The following is a 17,159-nucleotide window of genomic DNA, read 5'->3' on the forward strand; positions in this document are numbered from 1 at the left end:
CGCACATCACCCCGAGGGCTCAGTGGACCCGGGCGTAGACCGCCGTGTCGCGCAGACGGGCCGGGTCGGACGGGTCGGCCACCGAACATCGCAGGACGCCCTCGCGGACGAACCCGAGGGACTCGGCGGCATGGGCGCTGCGCACGTTGCGAGGGTCGCAGCGGATCTCCACGCGCCGCAGGACCGCCGCGAGACTCGCGTCCACGAGCGCCGCGACGGCCTCCCACATGAGGCCGCGGCCGGTGTGGGCGCTCGAGAGCCAGTAGCCGATCCCCCCGGCGGGGACGCGTCGGTCGAGGCGGAAGAGAGACGCGCCCGACGAACGCGCCGTCCTCAGTCCTGAGCCTCGGCCGGCCGCACGTCTCCGTGGCCGATGCGGACCTTCTCGAGGAGGCGGAACAGCTCGACCCGCTCCGGCCCGGTGAGCCCGGAGAGTCCGAACCCGGCGTCGACGAGGCGACGCATGCCCCGCTCGGCGGCCTCCCGCCCGGGCGGGGTGATGACGGCGAGGGTGCCGCGCCCGTCGTCGGGGTTGGGGACCCGCTCGACGTAGCCCTGCGCCTCGAGGCGGCGCACGAGGCTCGTCGCGCTCGTCGGATGCACCATGAGGCGTTCGCCGACGATGCTCATGGGCAGGCGGCCCTCACGGCTGAACGTGAGGAGGACGAGGGTCTCGAACCGCGGGAAGGTGAGGTCGAACTCGGCGAGGAGGGCGTCGAACTCGGCGAGGAGGAGCTGCTGCACCCGCATGACCGACGTCGCGGTCGCCATCGACTGAGGCGCCGACGCCGTACCCCAGGTGCGTTCCCACAGCACCGCGGCCCGTCTGATGGGGTCGAACGCGAGCCTGCGGGTCGTCTTCATGCAGGTCAGAGTACCGACACGGACTGCCCCGCTCTCCGGCCCGACCGCGCGCGGAAGCGCGGGAGTGGTGGGTCGGCGGGAGATCAGGCCTCGTCGCGTGCGGCGACGGCCTTCTCGAGGCGGTCGAGCTTGCCCTTGAGTTCGCCGGTGTGGCCGGGACGGATATCGGCCTTGAGGACGAGCGACACCCGCCCGCCGTGCTCACCGACGGCGTCGCAACACCGCTTGACGACGTCCATGCACTCCTCCCACTCCCCCTCCAAAGTCGTGAACATCGAGTCGGTGCGGTGCGGGACGCCGGAGGCGCGCACGATCGCGATCGCGTCGGCGACGGCGGCACTCACCGAGCCCGATTCGTCGGCGGCGGTGGAGGGGGCGACGGAGAAGGCGACGAGCATGACCCCAGCCTAGGGATGTCGGAGCGCGGCGTGCAGCCGTTCGGCCGGACGCGAACGGGGGCGTGGCGCCCGGACGTTCGTCGGACTCCACGCCCCCGTTCGGGCCGGACGGCCTCAGCTCAGTGCGGCGACGATGTCGTCGGCGGCGCGGTACGGGTCGGTCTCGCCTGCCACGACGGCCGCGGCGAGGTCGCCGATGCCGTGTCCGCCGCGAAGGTCACCCATGCGGGCACGCAGCTGCGCGAGGACGATCGCCTCGATCTCTTGCGCGGCGCGGGCGCGGCGGCGACGGTCGAGCTCGCCGTGCTCCGTCATCCACGCCATGTGCTTGTCGATGCCCTCGAGGACGTCCTCGACACCCTCCATGCGGTCGGCGATCGTCTTGAGGACAGGCGGACGCCAGAGGTGGGGCTCGGTGCGGTCGCCGAGGCTGATCATGTGGCGGATGTCGCGGACCGTGGAGTCGGCGCCCTCCCGGTCGGCCTTGTTGACGACGAAGACGTCACCGATCTCGAGGATGCCCGCCTTGGCCGCCTGGATGCCGTCGCCCATGCCGGGCGCGAGGAGGACGAGGGTCGTGTCGGCCATGCCGACGATCTCGACCTCGCTCTGCCCGACGCCGACGGTCTCGACGAGGATGACGTCGCAACCGGCCGCGTCGAGGACGCGCATCGCCTGCGGCGTCGCGGCGGAGAGGCCACCGAGGTGGCCGCGGCTCGCGAGCGAACGGATGTAGACCTCGGGGTCGAGCGCGTGGTCCTGCATACGCACGCGGTCGCCGAGGAGTGCGCCGCCGGAGAACGGCGAACTCGGGTCGACGGCGAGGACACCGACCCGCTTGCCCTGCTTACGCAGTGCCGTGACGAGCGCGTTCGTCGACGTGGACTTGCCGACGCCGGGGCTGCCCGTGATGCCGAGGATGTGCGCGTGACCCGTGTACGGCGCGAGCGCGGCCATGATGTCGCGCAGGGCCGGACTGCCGTCCTCGACGAGGGAGATGAGTCGCGCCACGGCGCGGGGAGCCCCCTTGCGTGCGGATTCCACGAGTGCCGGGACGTCGACCTGACGGGCCATCGGTGAGCTACCTCTTCGTAGTGGGACGGATGCGGACGAATGCGGACGGATGCGGACCGGGGTGGGTGCGACGCTTGCCGGGGACGACCGTGGCACCCGGAGGGGCGGGCCGGACCGGTGGGCGTCACCCACCGGTCCAGCATGCCCCAGCAATCAGTTCTTCGGGACGCGGACGATCAAGGCGTCGCCCTGGCCGCCGCCACCGCACAGGGAGGCGGCACCGACGCCACCGCCGCGACGACGCAGCTCCTTGGCGAGGTGGAGGAGGATGCGGGCACCCGACATGCCGATCGGGTGACCCATCGCGATGGCGCCACCGTTGACGTTGACCTTGTCGTCGGAGAGCCCGAGGGTGCGCGCGGAGGCGACGCCGACGGCGGCGAACGCCTCGTTGATCTCGACGAGGTCGAGATCGCCGGGCTCGATGCCCTCCTTGCGGCAGGCGGCGACGATCGCGTCGGACGGCTGGTTCTGCAGCGTGGAGTCGGGGCCGGCGACGACGCCGTGGGCGCCGATCTCGGCGAGCCACGGAAGGCCCAGCTCCTCGGCCTTGGCGCGGCTCATGACGACGACGGCGCAGGCGCCGTCGGAGATCTGCGAGGCGGAGCCGGCCGTGACCGTGCCGTCCTTGCGGAACGCAGGGCGCAGCTTGGCGAGCGTCTCCGGCGTCGTCTCGGGACGGATGCCCTCGTCCTCGGCGAACGTGATCGGGTCACCCTTGCGCTGCGGGATCGCGACGGGGACGACCTCGTCGTCGAAGAGGCCCTCCTCCCACGCCTTGGCGGCGCGCTGGTGGCTCGCGGCGGAGAACGCGTCCTGCTCCTCGCGGCTCACCTGCTGCGCGCCACGGTTGGCGGACTCGGTGAGGTTGCCCATGCCCTGGTCGGTGAAGGCGTCCCACAGACCGTCGTAGTCCATGTGGTCCTTCATCGTGACGTCGCCGTACTTGAAGCCGCCACGGCTGGCGGGGAGCAGGTGCGGCGCCCGGGTCATCGACTCCTGGCCGCCCGCGACGACGACGTCGAACTCGCCGGCGCGGATGAGCTGGTCGGCGAGGGCGATCGCGTCGAGGCCGGAGAGGCACACTTTGTTGATCGTGAGGGCCGGGACCTGCATCGGGATGCCGGCCTTGGAGGCGGCCTGGCGGGCGGGGATCTGCCCGGCGCCGGCGGTGAGAACCTGCCCCATGATCACATACTCGACCTGCTCGGGCTCGACGCCGGACTTCTCGAGGGCGGCCTTGATGGCGATCCCGCCGAGGTCGGCGCCGGAAAAGGAGGCGAGGGAGCCCATGAGGCGGCCGATGGGCGTGCGGGCCCCGTCGACGATGACGGTGGTGGGGCGGGACTGTTGGTCGGTCATGGATCAGGCCTTCCGGGTGGGCGGATGTCGGTGCGTCGGTGGACGATCCGCGGGACGGGGCCCGTGCGCCGTGGTGACGCCGGGATCACGCCCTGCGACGTCGGCCACGTCGTCGAGGACTCGGCCCCACTCTAGAGCGCCCCTCGGACGCCCCTTCGCCGTGAGGCCCGGGGCGTCCCCGTCCGTGCGGCCGGCGGCACTCCTCGTCGGTGACCGGCGACGGTCGGTGGCGCACCGCCCCGATCGCGACGCCCGAGGGTCATCGGTCGCGCGTCCGAGGCGCCCCCGTCGGCGGCACGAGGAGGTGCCTCCCTCGCCGCCGCGGGCGGCCCCCATGCCCACGCGAGGGCCCCCCGTCGGGCCGTTCGTCCCACCGAACCGCACCGGGCCGTTCCCTCCCGAGGTGGGGGCTCCTACGCTGGAAACATGAGCGCACAGGGACTGTTCACGCACATCGACCACGTCGGCATCGCCGTCCGGGACCTCGACGAGGCCATCTCCTTCTACGAGGAGAAGTACGGCATGAAGATGCTGCACCGCGAGGAGAACGAGGAGCAGGGCGTCGCCGAGGCCATGATGGCCGTGGGTGACTCCACCTCCTGCATCCAGCTGCTCGCGCCGCTGAACGAGAAGTCGACGATCGCCAAGTTCATCGAGAAGAACGGCGTCGGCATCCAGCAGATGGCCTACCGCGTCGAGAGCATCGACGAGGTCTGCGCCACTCTCAAGGAGCGGGGCCTCCGCCTCCTCTACCCCGAGCCCAAGCGCGGCACCGCCGGCTCCCGCATCAACTTCATCCACCCCAAGGACGCGGGTGGCGTGCTCGTCGAGCTCGTCGAGCCCAACCCCGAGGGCATGCACTGATCTCGCGGTGACGAGGGGCGGACCCGTCAGGGTCCGCCCCTCACGCGCGTCCGGGCCACGACGTCCGTCGGCAGGACGGCGCGCCCGCCAGGGCCCGTCCCGGGTCCGAGGGTCATCCCGCCGTCGGCACCGAGCCCCCCATCGGCCGTCGAGACCGATCGCGTCGACCGCCGGACGGTCCCGCCCGCGCCCTCCCATCCGTGGCGGCGCGGCACCGGACCCGTCTCGTGACGAACCTCACCCGCCGGAGTACTCCCCAGTAGTGCGGCAGCCCGCAATGGTGAGGGGGATCAGCGTCGCCCGCCCGTGGTCGACGCCGCGCACGACTCGACGACGAGCCAAGGAGACGCCATGCAGGAGATTCTCGACGCCATCATGTCCGGTGACCGGACGGAGGAGACCTACTCCGAGCTGTCGGTGCCCGAGTCCTTCGAGGCGGTCGTCGTCCGCAAGGACGAGGTCGACATGTTCGAGGGCCGGGCCAGCAAGGACAAGGACCCGCGCGAAAGCCTCCACATCGACGAGGTGCCCCTCCCCGAGCTCGCCCCCGGCGAGGCGCTCGTCGCCGTCATGGCGAGCTCGGTCAACTACAACACCGTGTGGACCTCGATCTTCGAGCCGGTCTCGACGTTCGGGTTCCTCGAGCGGTACGGCCGCACCTCCGAGGCCGCCAAGCGCCACGACCTGCCCTACCACATCGTCGGTTCCGACCTCTCGGGCGTCGTGCTGCGCACGGGCCCCGGCGTGCACCTGTGGAAGCCCGGCCAGGAGTGCGTCGCGCACTGCCTCAGCGTCGAGCTCGAGCACCACGACGGCCACAACGACACGATGCTCGACCCCGAGCAGCGCATCTGGGGCTTCGAGACGAACTTCGGTGGTCTCGCCCAGCTCGCGATCGTCAAGGCCAACCAGCTCATGCCCAAGCCCGAGCACCTCACGTGGGAGGAGGCGGCGAGCCCCGGCCTCGTCAACTCCACGGCCTACCGCCAGCTCATCAGCAAGAACGGTGCGGCGATGAAGCTCGGCGACCGCGTCCTCATCTGGGGCGCGAGCGGAGGCCTCGGCTCGTACGCCACGCAGATGGCCCTCGCCGGCGGCGCCACCCCGATCTGCATCGTCTCCTCCCCGGAGAAGGCCGAGATCTGCCGCAAGATGGGCGCCGAGCTCGTCCTCGACCGCCGCGAGAAGGACTACAGGTTCTGGAACGACGACTACACCCAGCAGAACCCGCGCGAGTGGAAGCGGTTCGGCAAGGACATCCGTGAGCTCACGAACGGCCACGACGTCGACATCGTCTTCGAGCACCCGGGCCGTGAGACGTTCGGTGCGTCCGTCTACGTCACCCGCAAGGGCGGCACGATCACGACGTGCGCGTCGACCTCGGGCTACATGCACGAGTACGACAACCGCTACCTCTGGATGAACCTCAAGAAGATCGTCTCGAGCCACTTCGCGAACTACCGCGAGGCGTGGGAGGCCAACAGCCTCATCCGCCGCGGCCTCATCCAGCCGACGCTGAGCAAGACGTACTCGATGAAGGATGTGGGCCAGGCCGCCTACGACGTCCACAAGAACGCACACCAGGGCAAGGTCGGCGTCCTCTGCCTCGCCCCCGAGGAGGGTCTCGGTGTGACGAACCCCGAGCGTCGTGAGCCGCTCGTCGACAGGATCAACCGCTTCCGCAACGTCTGACGCGGATCCCCCGCCGGCCCGCCCGGCTCGGCCACCGGCCCGTCGCCCCTCCCGGAGGGATGGCGGGCCGCGCCGCGTCCATAGGCGAGATCCGTTGCGCGACAGGCCCATTCGTCCCCATGTGGGGTCACGCGGACGCCCGTCCCACGTCCGGCCCGGCCACCGGAGCGGTCGTAGTAGGCTCACCGGAGCCGCCGGGGTTCGGTGCCCGCCATACGCCGCACCACCCGCCGCCACATGCGTGGCCGGGTCTCGCGTTCCGCGACCGATCCACGGCCACGTCCGCGCAACTCGGCATCACTGCCACGATCCGTCGGGGGGAATCAGGTGCGTCCTGGCACGTCAGCGGTAGGAGCCCCGAGGCGGGCGCTGATTGCGGGCGCGCCAGCACGCCGTGTGCCAGTGACGCCGTTCCTCCACCCCGCTCATGAGGCCCGTCTCGGGCCAGGCCACCACGTGGGTGAGGCCGCCGCGGAAGGTCTGCAGGCATCCCGGGCAGACGTACCGACGGGAGGGGTCCCGCCCCGTCACCTCACGCACCGTCCACATCCCACCGTCGAACACCTCCCGGGTCTGCCGGACGAACAGGGCGGGGGGCAGGCCGCGTTCCTCACGGCGGCGGCGGTTGGATCGGGGCACGGCCCCATTGTCGCAACACCGACGCACCCCCGCGTCACCACCCGGACCCCCTCGAGGAGAACCCGATGAGCGAGGCCCCCTGCCCCTCCCGACGCCAGATCCTGACCGCCGGTCTCCTCACGGCCGGTTCGGCCGGCGTCCTCGCGGCCTGTTCCTCCTCCGCGGCCCCCTCGCCGGGCGCGACCGCCACGACGACGCGACCGGCCTCGGCCCTCGCCACGACCTCCGGCCCGCCCGAGGTCGACTCCTGGGCCCCTGCGCCCCGGCACGTCGGTGGCCTCTCCGTCGTCGCCTCCCAGAAGGACGAGCAGCTCCTCCTCCACACGGCGGGCGGTGACCGCACGTTCTGGGCCGGGGTGGGGCTCGCCCCGACGCTGCCCGGGAAGCTCGCCTCCGAGCACGCCCCCGCGGTGAAGGACTACCGCCGGTGGTTCGCGGAGATGACCCGACTCGGCATCCGCGTCGTCCGCCTCGACTCCCTCCAGGCCCCCGCCCTCTACGAGGCGCTGCACGCCCACAACACGGCCGAGGCCGAGGCCCCGCTGTACCTCCTCCAGGGCGTCACGATCCCCGCTCTCTCCTCCCCCACCGGCAAGGCGCGGCCACTCGGATCCGAGGCGCGGACGGCGATGCGCGCGGAGATCTCCGACACGAGCGCCGCCGTCCACGGCGACCTCAGGCGCCCGGGCTCGGCACGCACCCCGCGCGCCACGTGGAAGGCGGACGTCTCGCCGTGGGTCGCCGGATGGCTCGTCGGCTCGCCGTGGGATCCCGCGACCGTCCTCGCCACCGACCGTGCGGGTTCGGCCACACCGTTCTCCGGCACGTACTTCCGCACCACGGCGAAGGCGACGGTCACGGAGGCGTGGATCGCCGCCCGGATGGACGAACTCGCCACCCACGAGGCGAAGCGCGGCTCCTGCGCACCGATCGGGGCCGCGAACCACGCCGCGACAGATCCCCTCTCCCACCCCGAGGAGCCCGTCGCCGACGACGACCGCGTAGGTGTCGACGTCAACCGCATCGGGGTGCTCACCGCCTGGCCGGCCGGCACGTTCGCCGCCTACCGGGCCTACCCGAACGCCCCCAAGTTCCTGCGGTTCCAGCCCTCCTACACCGGCACCGCCGACCCCTTCCGCGCCTACCTCGGGGAGCTCCGCGCCCACCACGCCGGCCGCCCCCTGCTCGTCACCGAGACGGGCGTCCCCGCCTCCCTCGGGCGGAGCCACACCGGCGCCCAGGACCGACACGAAGGTTTCCTCACCGAGCAGCAGGCGATGAAGGTCGACGCCGATCTCCTCGTCCTCGCCCGCGACCTCGGCCTCGCCGGCGGCCTCCTCCGGTCGTGGACCGACGACTGGTCCGCCGTCTCGGCCCCCACCGCCCCGCGCACCCGCGACGTCCCCGCGGATCGACGCGTTCTCACCCACGACCCCCTCACGAGCGCCCAGTGGTTCGGCCTCCTCGCCCACGACCAGGTGCGCGCGGGGGAACGGGTCGTCCACGCCGCGCCCGAGGACGAGATGGCCCGTGTCGTCGCCGACCACGACGCCTCGTACCTCTACCTCACCTTCTTCTTCACGCGGCGGGTCACCTCCCCGGTCGACCTCGGGTTCGACCTCTACGGCGCCGACGGTCTGCGCCTCCCGGGCGGCTCGGGCGAGCCGGTCCACGACGTCAGCCTCCACTTCGTCCCCACGATGAGCACGGTGACGATGTCCGTGCGGCGCACGCTCGACCCCACGCGCCTCGACGGGCTCCCCTCGCTCTTCCTCCCGCGCCCGACGAGGCGCGGATGGGTCGAGCAGCAGCTCACGCTGGCGCCCCCGCTCCAGGTCCCCGGGCGCAAGGACCTCGTGCCCGCCGAGATGCAGAAGATCGGCGACCTCGTCCTCGGCTCGTGGGATCCCGCGGCCCCCGACTACACCTCGCTCGCGACCTGGCAGCTCGTGCGTCCCGCCCCCACGTCCCCGATGGAGTGGCGCCTGCGTCTGCCGTGGTCGATGCTCACGTTCGCCGACCCCTCCCGCCGTCTCGGCCTCGTACCGGAGGCGGGCGAGCCCACGCTGGTTCCGGTGCGCAACATGGACGTGACGATCGAGTCGAGCACCCCGGGCAGCCCCGCGTCGTTCACGCTCGCCGTGCCCACGTGGAACGAGGCGCCTCGCACGACCGAGCGTCTGCGCGCCGGGTCCGACGCCCTGCGCGCCGCTCTCACCGCCACGACGAGCGGACGCCCCACCGAGTGATCCTCGCACCCTCGGACCCGCATGGGGCCGAGGGTGTGATCGCCTGGCACCTGGCCTCGGGGAACGACCGCCGGGGGCTCCGTCGACGGCTCGGCCGGGAACTCAGGACGCCCCGCACCGCCGGATAGGCGGTACGGGGCGTCCTGCGTGAACGGGGTCAGGCGTACGTGCGGAACCCGCGCTTGGTCTTGCGGCCGAGGTACCCGGCCTTGACGAGGTGCTCGAGCAGCGGCGCCGGCGCGAACCCGCGCTCACGGAACTCGAGGTAGAGCTCCTTCTCGATGGCGAGCGACACGTCGAGGCCGACGGTGTCGAGCAGCTCGAACGGACCCATCGGGTAGCCGCACCCGGCCTTCATCGCGAGGTCGATGTCGTCGGTGCTCGCGTAGTGCGCCTCGAGCATTTTGATCGCGTCGTTGAGGTACGGGAACAGCAGCGAGTTGACGATGAACCCGGAACGGTCGGTGCAGTTGACGGCGCGCTTGCCGATCTTGCCGCACAGCTCCGTGACGGTCGCGACGACGTCGGCCGACGTCGACACCGTGGCGACGACCTCGACGAGCTTCATCACCTGCGCCGGGTTGAAGAAGTGCATGCCGACGACGTCACCGGGGCGCCGGGTCGCCATCGCGACCTCGATGACCGACAGCGAGGACGTCGTCGTCGCGAGGATCGCGCCCGGCTTGCAGATCTCGTCGAGGTTCTCGAACATCGCCCGCTTGACCGCGAGCTCCTCCGCGATGGCCTCGACGACGAGGTCGACGTCGGCGAGGTCCTCGAGTCGGTGGCTCGCCGTGACGTGGCCGAGGGCCTCGTCCCGGGCCTCCTCGGTGAGCTTGCCGCGCTGCACGCCCTTCTCGAGGCTCGTCTCGAGCTTGGAGCGGGCCGCCTGGGCCTTGGCCTCGCTGCGGGCGACGAACGTCACGTCGTACCCGGCCTTGGCGAACACCTCGACGATGCCCATCGCCATCGTGCCGCTGCCCGCGACGCCGACCGTGGAGACGGGACGGGTGGACGCGCCGTCGAGGGAGTCGGTGGGCGTGATCGCGTCGTCGACGACCGTGCCCGAGCCCGGCTTCTCGTACGTGTAGAACCCGCGGCCCGTCTTCCGGCCGAGCAGGCCCGCCGAGATCATGTGCTTGAGCATGGGGGCCGGCGCGTGGAGCTTGTCGCGGCCCTCCTTGTAGATCGTGTCGAGGACGGCGTAGGCGACGTCGAGGCCGATGAGGTCGAGGAGGGCGAGGGGCCCCATGGGGAGCCCGCAGCCGAGCACCATCGCCGCGTCGATGTCCTCACGGCTCGCGTACTTGTTCTCGTACATGACGACGGCGCGGTTGAGGTAGGCGAGGAGCAGACGGTTGGCGATGAAGCCGGCCTGGTCGCCGACGATGACGGGCTCCTTGCCGAGCCTCGCCGCGATCGCGCGGACGTCGTCCAGGACGTCGGGCGCCGTGATGACGGTCGCGATGATCTCGACGAGCTTCTGGACGGGGGCCGGGTTGAAGAAGTGGAACCCGACGACGCGGCTCGGGTAGCGCGTCGCGGTGGCGATGTCGGTGACCGAGAGGCTCGAGGTGTTCGTCGCGAGGATCGCGTCCTCGGCGACGATGTCGTCGAGCTTGCCGAATACGTCGCGCTTGATGTCGAGACGCTCGGGGACGGCCTCGATGACGAGCCCGCAGTCGGCGAGGGCCGACATGTCGTCGGTCGTCGTGACGCGTCCGAGCAGCGTCTTCTGGTCCTCCTCGGTCATCTTGCCGCGCGAGACCGCGCGTCCCGTGGAGTTCTCGAGGTGTCCCCGTCCGCGTTCGACGGCCTCGGCGTTCATCTCGATGCCGACGACCTCGAACCCGCTTCGGGCACAGACCTCGACGATGCCGGCACCCATGGTGCCGAGTCCGATCACACCGATCTTCGTGATTTCGCGAGCCATGCGGGGAGTCTCGCAGACACTCGGCGTCGCCGCTCCCACACGTCCTTGTGGCGCGTCCCACGTCACCGCCGGGAGGTGCACGAGGCGACGCCGGTGCACGTCGCGCGGTGCGTCTCCCCTGCCCTAGGGTGTGGCGGGTGCGTCTGGTCATCGCGAAGTGCAGCGTCGATTACGAGGGTCGTCTCGCGGCCCACCTCCCTCTCGCCACGCGGCTGTTGATGGTGAAGGCCGACGGGTCGGTCCTCATCCACAGCGACGGCGGCTCGTACAAGCCGCTCAACTGGATGTCTCCGCCGTGCTCGATGGCGGAGATCACCCCCGACGAGTTCGAGGTCGCCGACGGGGTGACGTCGGTGTGGGTCGTGCGGCACGCGAAGAACGACGACCGGTTGCGGATCCGGCTCCACGAGGTGCTCGACGATTCCGCCCACGAGCTCGGCGCCGACCCGGGTCTCGTCAAGGACGGCGTCGAGGCGCACCTGCAGAAGCTCCTCGCCGAGCACATCACGACCCTCGGGGCGGGCTACCACCTCGTGCGGCGGGAGTACATGACGCCGATCGGCCCGGTCGACATCCTCTGCCGGGACGCCGACGGCGCCCACGTCGCCGTCGAGATCAAACGGCGTGGCGAGATCGACGGGGTCGAACAGCTCACGCGCTACCTCGAACTCATGAACCGCGACCCGCACCTCGTCACGGGCGGGCCGGTGCGGGGCGTCTTCGCCGCGCAGGAGATCAAGCCCCAGGCACGTACGCTCGCCACCGACCGCGGCATCCGCTGCGTCACCCTCGACTACGACGCGCTCCGCGGCGCCGACGACGCCACCGGCCGGCTCTTCTGACGCCCGGCCTCCTCTCCCCCCGGACCGCGCGCACCGCAACGGCGGTCGTGGCCGTCGCGGGTGCCAGACTGAACGCCCGACCCGTTCGGCACCGCGAGGAAGTACCCGCGACGACGCGCGGATCGGCCGTCGCCACCCGCGAACCCGAGGGAGCATCATGACCCGCCGCCACGTCGCCGTCGCAGGCCCCGACACCGAGGCCGTCGAGGCCGCCACCGCCGTCGTCGAGGCCGGGGGCAACGCCGTCGACGCGGCCGTCGCGGCGGTCCTCGTCGCCTCCATCACCGAGGTCGGCATCGTCAGCCCGATGGGAGGCGCGTTCATCAACGTGTGGGCCCCCGGCGAAGAGCCCGTCGTCCTCGACGGCAACGTCGAGATGCCCGGTCGGGGCCGCCCGGAGTCGTGGTTCGGCGGCGGCGTCCGCGAGATCCGCATGGGGTACTACGGCGGCATCACCGTCTACGGCGGGCACGGCTCCGTCGCGACCCCGGGCATGTTCGCCGCCCTCGACGAGGCGTCGCTGCGATGGGGGTCGTTGCCGTGGGCCGAACTCGTCGCGCCTGCTGCCGACCTCGCCCGACGAGGCTGGCCGCTCGGGCGGGCCTCCGAGTACTACCTCCGGTACAGCGGTGACAACCTCTTCGCCTGGGACCCGCAGACCCACGAGTTCATGACCCAGGGCGGGCACGACGGCCCGCCACGCCTCGGCGAGATCATGCGGTCCCCCGACCTCGCGAATTCCCTCGACGCTCTGGCCCGCGACGGCGTGCGGACCCTCTACGGCGGCGAGCTCGGCCGCGCCGTCGCCGAGGACATGGACGCCCACGGCGGGCTGCTCTCGTTCGAGGACCTCGCGGCGTACCGCACGGCGATCCGTCCCGTGCTCCGCACCGACCTCGGCAGGTGGGACGTCGGCGTCAACCCGCCCCCGTCGATCGGCGGGCCCGTCCTCACGACGCTGCTTCGCCTCCTCGCCGATCGGCGGGAGAAGCAGGGCCACACCGACGCGGCCGACGTCATCGAGATCCAGCACACGGTGCTCGAGTACCGTCGCCGCGCCATCGACGCCGCCGACGACCTCGAGACGGCGGGCCGGGAGCTCATCGCGGCACTGGAGGAGATCGGCCCGGAGGGGCTCGCGGCACTGTCCTCCTCCCCCGAGACGATCCACGTCTCCGCGGTCGACGACACGGGCCTCGCGTGCGCGATCACGACGTCGGCGGGTTACGGCTCCGGTCTCACGACGCCCGGCACGGGCCTCATGATGAACAACGCGCTCGGCGAGCCGGAGCTCAACCGGCGGGGCCTGCACGCGCTCCGCCCCGGAACGCGCCTCGCCTCGAACATGGCGCCGGCGACGGCCCGGCGCGACGACGGCACGGTCCTCGCGATCGGGAGTCCCGGCGCGGACCGGATCACGAGTGCGCTCATGCAGGTGATCGGGGGCATCTGCCTCGACGGTCACCCGATCCAGAACGCGATCGACGCACCGCGGGTCCATGTGGCGTTCGACGACGCCGGCGCGCCGCGCGTCGAGTACGAGCCGGGCCCCGGACTCACCGAGGCCCTCGCCCGTTGCCCCTTCCCGACGGTCGGACACGAGGGCCTCGCGATGTACTTCGGCGGCGTCGGCGCGGCGATGCGCCACCCCGACGGCCACCTCGAGGCCGCCGGTGACCCGCGTCGCGCCGCCGCGACGTGGGTCGGGCCGGCCTGAGCCGCCGCTCCGCACCTCCCGCCCGCTCGGTAGGGCCGTCTCCCGCCGCAGGCAGACGCTCCGCCGGGTCGCCGGGCGGGCTCACGCCGGCCGGCCGGCCGGGTGGGCCCCCTCCTCGAGGCGGCCGTCCCGATCCACGAGGGTCGCTGCGGCGCGTCCCACCCAGGTGAGCTTCGCGGGTTCCCGGTCCACCGCGTCCGCGTACACCTCTGCCCGGGTCCGGGACGCCATCACGTCGGCCACCGCGAGAACCTGTCGATCGACCGTCGGGGGGACCTTGCGCGCGAACGGCGCCACCCAGCGCCGCCGCAGGTCGGCAAGGAGTTCGGGGGTGAGCCAATCGGGGTTGGGCGAGCCGGGGGCAAAGCGTCGCGCCGTCGTCGCGCCCAGGCCGATCCGGAGCCCCGGGTCCGCCGCGAGGAGCGACGACACGTACCACTCGTCGGGGGTTCGCACCGATCGGAACCACCGTCGCATCTCCGGGGTGTCGGCCCGCAGGAGGGAGTCGACGGCCCTCTCCCCCAGCACGGCCCACAATGCCGCCTTGACGGGCCGGACCGGCGCCCGCCGCGGCCACCTCACCCCGAACCACATCCGCGGCTCACCAGGTCTGACGAGCACCGACAGCCGCCCCGGAGCGAACGTCCCCACCCTCCCCACCGCACGCCGGAGCACGTCCTCGTCGCGGCGCATCCGGCCCGGTGGTGTCCAGATCCCCCACCTCATGCGGTGGTCGTCGGGTTGGTCGGTGAGGGGGTCGAGGAGGGCGTCGACCCCGAGGGACCTCACCTCCTCTTCCCAATCGGCGAGGTCCCGGACGGGGAAATCCTGCCCCGAGACGAGCACGACGAACTCCGCACCGGTCAGGTCGCGGGCCGCACGGTAGGCGTCGACGGCCATCTCCGCGAGGGAGAAATCACCCCACCGCGCCTCGACGGGACTCACGTAGTCGATCCCTCCGGCCGCCTCGACCTCGACGGCCGACACGAGGTCCGGATCGCCGTGGCGGACGACGACGTGGGCGTCCGGGCTCGACCCACGGATACGTCGCACGAGACGCAGCACCCCGTCGCGGTCGGTGTGGCTGAGCACGACGTAGCAGAACGACATGGATCCCCCTCGCTCCCTCGCCACCGTCATGGCGACACCCCGGACCCGGACGTGGGTCGGCGCGGGATCACGCTAGTACGAGAGACATCCGCGTGGGGACGGACGGTCCCCGTCCACGTCTTCCGACATCGTCGGCCGCCGATGCGGTCGCGCGCCGACGGCACGTCCTCGGGGCCGTGCCGCGCGATCCGTGACCGCGCAGGACGTCCGGCCGTGCGCCTCGGGCACCCGTCCCGTGGACACGACGAGGGCGGCCCCGGTCGTCGCGACCGGGGCCGCCCTCGTCGGATCTCGCGTCGGATCTCACGTCGGGTCTCGCGTCGGGTCTCACCCGGTGAGGCCGTGGCGCTCCCGGATGATGCGGACGATGTGCCCCATCGACTCGGTGAGGTCGTGGTGCCTGGGCGTGAAGACTTCGTCGACGCCCAGCGCCCGCAGCTTGGCCGCGTCGGACTCGGGGATGATGCCGCCGACGATGAGCGGCACGTCGCCCGCGCCGGCCTCCTTCAGGCCCTCGATGATCGAGGGCACGAGCTCCATGTGGGAACCGGACAGGATCGAGACGCCGATCGCATGGACGTCCTCGTCGACCGCGGCCTTGACGATCTGGGCGGGGGTGAGGCGGATGCCCTGGTAGACGACCTCGAAGCCGGCGTCACGCGCACGGACGGCGACCTGCTCGGCGCCGTTGGAGTGCCCGTCGAGACCGGGCTTGCCGACGAGGAACCGCAGGTGCGTCCCCATCTCCTCACCCGTGCGGTGCACGAGGTCGCGAACCTCGGCAAGCTTGCTGCCCGAGGGCGCCTCACCGACGCCGACGCTCCCGGAGACACCGGTGGCGGCGCGGTACTCGCCGAACACCTCGCGGAGCGCGTGGGCCCACTCACCCGTCGTCACGCCCGCGCGGGCGCAGCGGAGCGAGGCCTCCATGAGGTTGACGCTCTCGTTCGCCGCGGCTTCCTTGAGCTTCGCGAGCGCGGCCTCGACCTCGGCCTTCTTCGCCGGGTCGGCGTCGCGCGCGTCGCGCCACATCTTCACGGCGTCGCTCGCGGCCTTCTCGACGGCGGGATCGACCGTCTGGATCGCAGTGTCGAGGTCGGCCGTGAGCGGGCTCGGCTCGGTGGAGGTGAACTTGTTGATGCCGACGACGACGTCCTCACCGGACTCGATGCGCTGCCGGCGCCGCGCGTGGGAGGCGACGAGCTCCTGCTTCATGTAACCCGACTCGATCGCGGCGACCGCACCGCCCATGTCGGCGATGCGGGCCATCTCGGCCTTCGCACCCTCGACGATCTCGGCGACCTTCGCCTCGACGACGGGCGAGCCGTCGAAGAGGTCCTCGTACTCGAGGAGGTCGGACTCGTAGGCGAGGACCTGCTGCAGGCGGAGGCTCCACTGCTGGTCCCACGGCCGCGGCAGGCCGAGGGCCTCGTTCCACGCCGGGAGCTGCACCGCGCGGGCACGGGCGTTCTTGCTCAGCGTGACGGCGAGCATCTCGAGGACGATGCGCTGCACGTTGTTCTCGGGCTGGGACTCGGTGAGGCCGAGGCTGTTGACCTGCACGCCGTACCGGAACCGGCGCTGTCTGGGGTCTTCCACCCCGTACCGCTCACGCGTGAGCTCGTCCCACAGTTGGACGAACGCGCGCATCTTGCACATCTCCTCGACGAAGCGCACACCCGCGTTGACGAAGAAGCTGATGCGGGCGACGACCTCGCCGAACTTCTCCTGCGGCACCTCGCCGCGTTCCCGCACGGTGTCGAGGACCTCGATGGCCGTCGCCATCGCGAACGCGACCTCCTGCACCGGCGTCGCACCGGCCTCCTGGAGGTGGTAACTGCAGATGTTGACCGGGTTCCACCTGGGCATCCGGGCCACGGTGTAGGCGATCGTGTCGGCCGTGAGCCGCAGGGACGGGCCGGGCGGGAAGACGTGCGTCCCGCGCGACAGGTACTCCTTGATGATGTCGTTCTGCGTCGTACCCGCGAGCTTGGCGACGTCGGACTGCGGATCGTGCCCCGCGGCGAGCGCCTGCTGCTCGGCGACGACCTCGTACATCGACAGCAGCCACATCGCGGTGGCGTTGATCGTCATCGACGTGTTCATCTCCACGAGCGGGATGCCGTCGAACAACGCGGCCATGTCGCCGATGTGGGAGATCGGCACGCCGACCTTGCCCACCTCACCGCGGGAGAGTTCGTGGTCGGGGTCGTACCCCGTCTGCGTCGGCAGGTCGAAGGCCACCGACAGGCCGGTCTGCCCCTTCTCGAGGTTGCGGCGGTAGAGCGCGTTGCTCGCGGCGGCACTGCTGTGCCCCGCATACGTGCGCATGACCCACGGCCGGTCCCGTTCTCCGTTTGCACCCATGCAGTGAAGGTAGCCGCGGGGGCGAAGCGAGCGGGACCAACGGCACCT

14 protein-coding genes are annotated in these 17,159 nt (G+C 71.7%); 5 read left to right on the plus strand and 9 right to left on the minus strand.

Features of this window, described 5'->3' with window-relative positions; translation table 11 throughout:
- Positions 1 to 19 precede the first annotated feature (19 nt).
- The 5 genes from MOPEL_RS18670 to MOPEL_RS00585 all read right to left on the minus strand — a co-directional run bounded on the left by MOPEL_RS18670 (position 20) and on the right by MOPEL_RS00585 (position 3,698).
- On the minus strand, positions 20 to 337 hold the full coding sequence (locus MOPEL_RS18670; RefSeq protein ID WP_083841663.1) for a GNAT family N-acetyltransferase: 318 nt from the start codon (positions 335 to 337) through the stop codon (positions 20 to 22).
- Positions 334 to 864, minus strand: coding sequence for a MarR family winged helix-turn-helix transcriptional regulator (locus tag MOPEL_RS00570; RefSeq protein WP_009480893.1), 531 nt, complete (start codon positions 862 to 864; stop codon positions 334 to 336). Before MOPEL_RS00570 ends, MOPEL_RS18670 begins: the two co-directional genes overlap by 4 nt.
- A gap of 83 nt (positions 865 to 947) precedes the next feature.
- Positions 948 to 1,262 (minus strand): thiamine-binding protein, encoded by a 315-nt coding sequence (locus MOPEL_RS00575; protein WP_009480894.1) that lies wholly within the window; start codon positions 1,260 to 1,262, stop codon positions 948 to 950.
- A gap of 114 nt (positions 1,263 to 1,376) precedes the next feature.
- Positions 1,377 to 2,336, minus strand: a complete 960-nt coding sequence (meaB, locus tag MOPEL_RS00580) for a methylmalonyl Co-A mutase-associated GTPase MeaB (RefSeq protein ID WP_009480895.1) — start codon at positions 2,334 to 2,336, stop codon at positions 1,377 to 1,379.
- Positions 2,337 to 2,489: 153 nt separating this feature from the next.
- A complete protein-coding gene (locus MOPEL_RS00585; RefSeq protein WP_009480896.1) occupies positions 2,490 to 3,698 on the minus strand; it encodes an acetyl-CoA C-acetyltransferase in 1,209 nt (402 codons plus the stop codon).
- Between the two features lie 426 nt (positions 3,699 to 4,124).
- Between MOPEL_RS00585 and mce the strand changes: the two genes are divergently transcribed.
- Positions 4,125 to 4,562, plus strand: coding sequence for a methylmalonyl-CoA epimerase (mce, locus tag MOPEL_RS00590; protein ID WP_009480897.1), 438 nt, complete (start codon positions 4,125 to 4,127; stop codon positions 4,560 to 4,562).
- Positions 4,563 to 4,913: 351 nt separating this feature from the next.
- Positions 4,914 to 6,254 carry a crotonyl-CoA carboxylase/reductase gene (gene ccrA / locus MOPEL_RS00595; protein ID WP_009480898.1) on the plus strand — a complete coding sequence of 447 codons (1,341 nt, stop codon included), beginning with the start codon at positions 4,914 to 4,916 and terminating at the stop codon, positions 6,252 to 6,254.
- Between the two features lie 342 nt (positions 6,255 to 6,596).
- Here ccrA and MOPEL_RS00600 read toward each other — a convergent pair whose 3' ends face one another.
- Complete coding sequence (locus tag MOPEL_RS00600) at positions 6,597 to 6,893, minus strand: Rv1322 family protein (RefSeq protein WP_009480899.1); 297 nt, start codon at positions 6,891 to 6,893, stop codon at positions 6,597 to 6,599.
- Between the two features lie 65 nt (positions 6,894 to 6,958).
- Between MOPEL_RS00600 and MOPEL_RS16935 the strand changes: the two genes are divergently transcribed.
- A complete protein-coding gene (locus tag MOPEL_RS16935) occupies positions 6,959 to 9,142 on the plus strand; it encodes a hypothetical protein (protein WP_009480900.1) in 2,184 nt (727 codons plus the stop codon).
- 157 nt (positions 9,143 to 9,299) lie between these two features.
- Here MOPEL_RS16935 and MOPEL_RS00610 read toward each other — a convergent pair whose 3' ends face one another.
- A complete protein-coding gene (locus tag MOPEL_RS00610; RefSeq protein ID WP_040632209.1) occupies positions 9,300 to 11,075 on the minus strand; it encodes a 3-hydroxyacyl-CoA dehydrogenase family protein in 1,776 nt (591 codons plus the stop codon).
- Positions 11,076 to 11,212: 137 nt separating this feature from the next.
- On the opposite strand from MOPEL_RS00610, the gene nucS reads away from it, so the two are divergent.
- Positions 11,213 to 11,917 (plus strand): endonuclease NucS, encoded by a 705-nt coding sequence (gene nucS / locus MOPEL_RS00615; RefSeq protein WP_009480902.1) that lies wholly within the window; start codon positions 11,213 to 11,215, stop codon positions 11,915 to 11,917.
- Between the two features lie 157 nt (positions 11,918 to 12,074).
- On the plus strand, positions 12,075 to 13,634 hold the full coding sequence (locus MOPEL_RS00620) for a gamma-glutamyltransferase (protein WP_009480903.1): 1,560 nt from the start codon (positions 12,075 to 12,077) through the stop codon (positions 13,632 to 13,634).
- 81 nt (positions 13,635 to 13,715) lie between these two features.
- On the opposite strand, the gene MOPEL_RS00625 is transcribed toward MOPEL_RS00620, so the two are convergent.
- Both MOPEL_RS00625 and MOPEL_RS00630 read right to left on the minus strand, forming a co-directional pair.
- Entirely contained in the window at positions 13,716 to 14,744 is a 1,029-nt protein-coding gene (locus MOPEL_RS00625) for a hypothetical protein (RefSeq protein WP_009480904.1), read from the minus strand.
- Between the two features lie 327 nt (positions 14,745 to 15,071).
- Positions 15,072 to 17,111 (minus strand): ethylmalonyl-CoA mutase, encoded by a 2,040-nt coding sequence (locus MOPEL_RS00630; protein ID WP_009480905.1) that lies wholly within the window; start codon positions 17,109 to 17,111, stop codon positions 15,072 to 15,074.
- Positions 17,112 to 17,159: the final 48 nt, after the last annotated feature.

Source organism: Mobilicoccus pelagius NBRC 104925, from assembly GCF_000247995.1.
Lineage (GTDB): Bacteria > Actinomycetota > Actinomycetes > Actinomycetales > Dermatophilaceae > Mobilicoccus > Mobilicoccus pelagius.

Coding starts and splice junctions, on each gene's coding strand:
- MOPEL_RS00570 (WP_009480893.1), bottom strand. CDS start 864: ATGAAGACGACCCGCAGGCTCGCGTTCGACCCCATCAGACGGGCCGCG.
- MOPEL_RS00575 (WP_009480894.1), bottom strand. CDS start 1,262: ATGCTCGTCGCCTTCTCCGTCGCCCCCTCCACCGCCGCCGACGAATCG.
- meaB (WP_009480895.1), bottom strand. CDS start 2,336: ATGGCCCGTCAGGTCGACGTCCCGGCACTCGTGGAATCCGCACGCAAG.
- MOPEL_RS00585 (WP_009480896.1), bottom strand. CDS start 3,698: ATGACCGACCAACAGTCCCGCCCCACCACCGTCATCGTCGACGGGGCC.
- mce (WP_009480897.1), top strand. CDS start 4,125: ATGAGCGCACAGGGACTGTTCACGCACATCGACCACGTCGGCATCGCC.
- ccrA (WP_009480898.1), top strand. CDS start 4,914: ATGCAGGAGATTCTCGACGCCATCATGTCCGGTGACCGGACGGAGGAG.
- MOPEL_RS16935 (WP_009480900.1), top strand. CDS start 6,959: ATGAGCGAGGCCCCCTGCCCCTCCCGACGCCAGATCCTGACCGCCGGT.
- MOPEL_RS00610 (WP_040632209.1), bottom strand. CDS start 11,075: ATGGCTCGCGAAATCACGAAGATCGGTGTGATCGGACTCGGCACCATG.
- MOPEL_RS00620 (WP_009480903.1), top strand. CDS start 12,075: ATGACCCGCCGCCACGTCGCCGTCGCAGGCCCCGACACCGAGGCCGTC.
- MOPEL_RS00625 (WP_009480904.1), bottom strand. CDS start 14,744: ATGTCGTTCTGCTACGTCGTGCTCAGCCACACCGACCGCGACGGGGTG.
- MOPEL_RS00630 (WP_009480905.1), bottom strand. CDS start 17,111: ATGGGTGCAAACGGAGAACGGGACCGGCCGTGGGTCATGCGCACGTAT.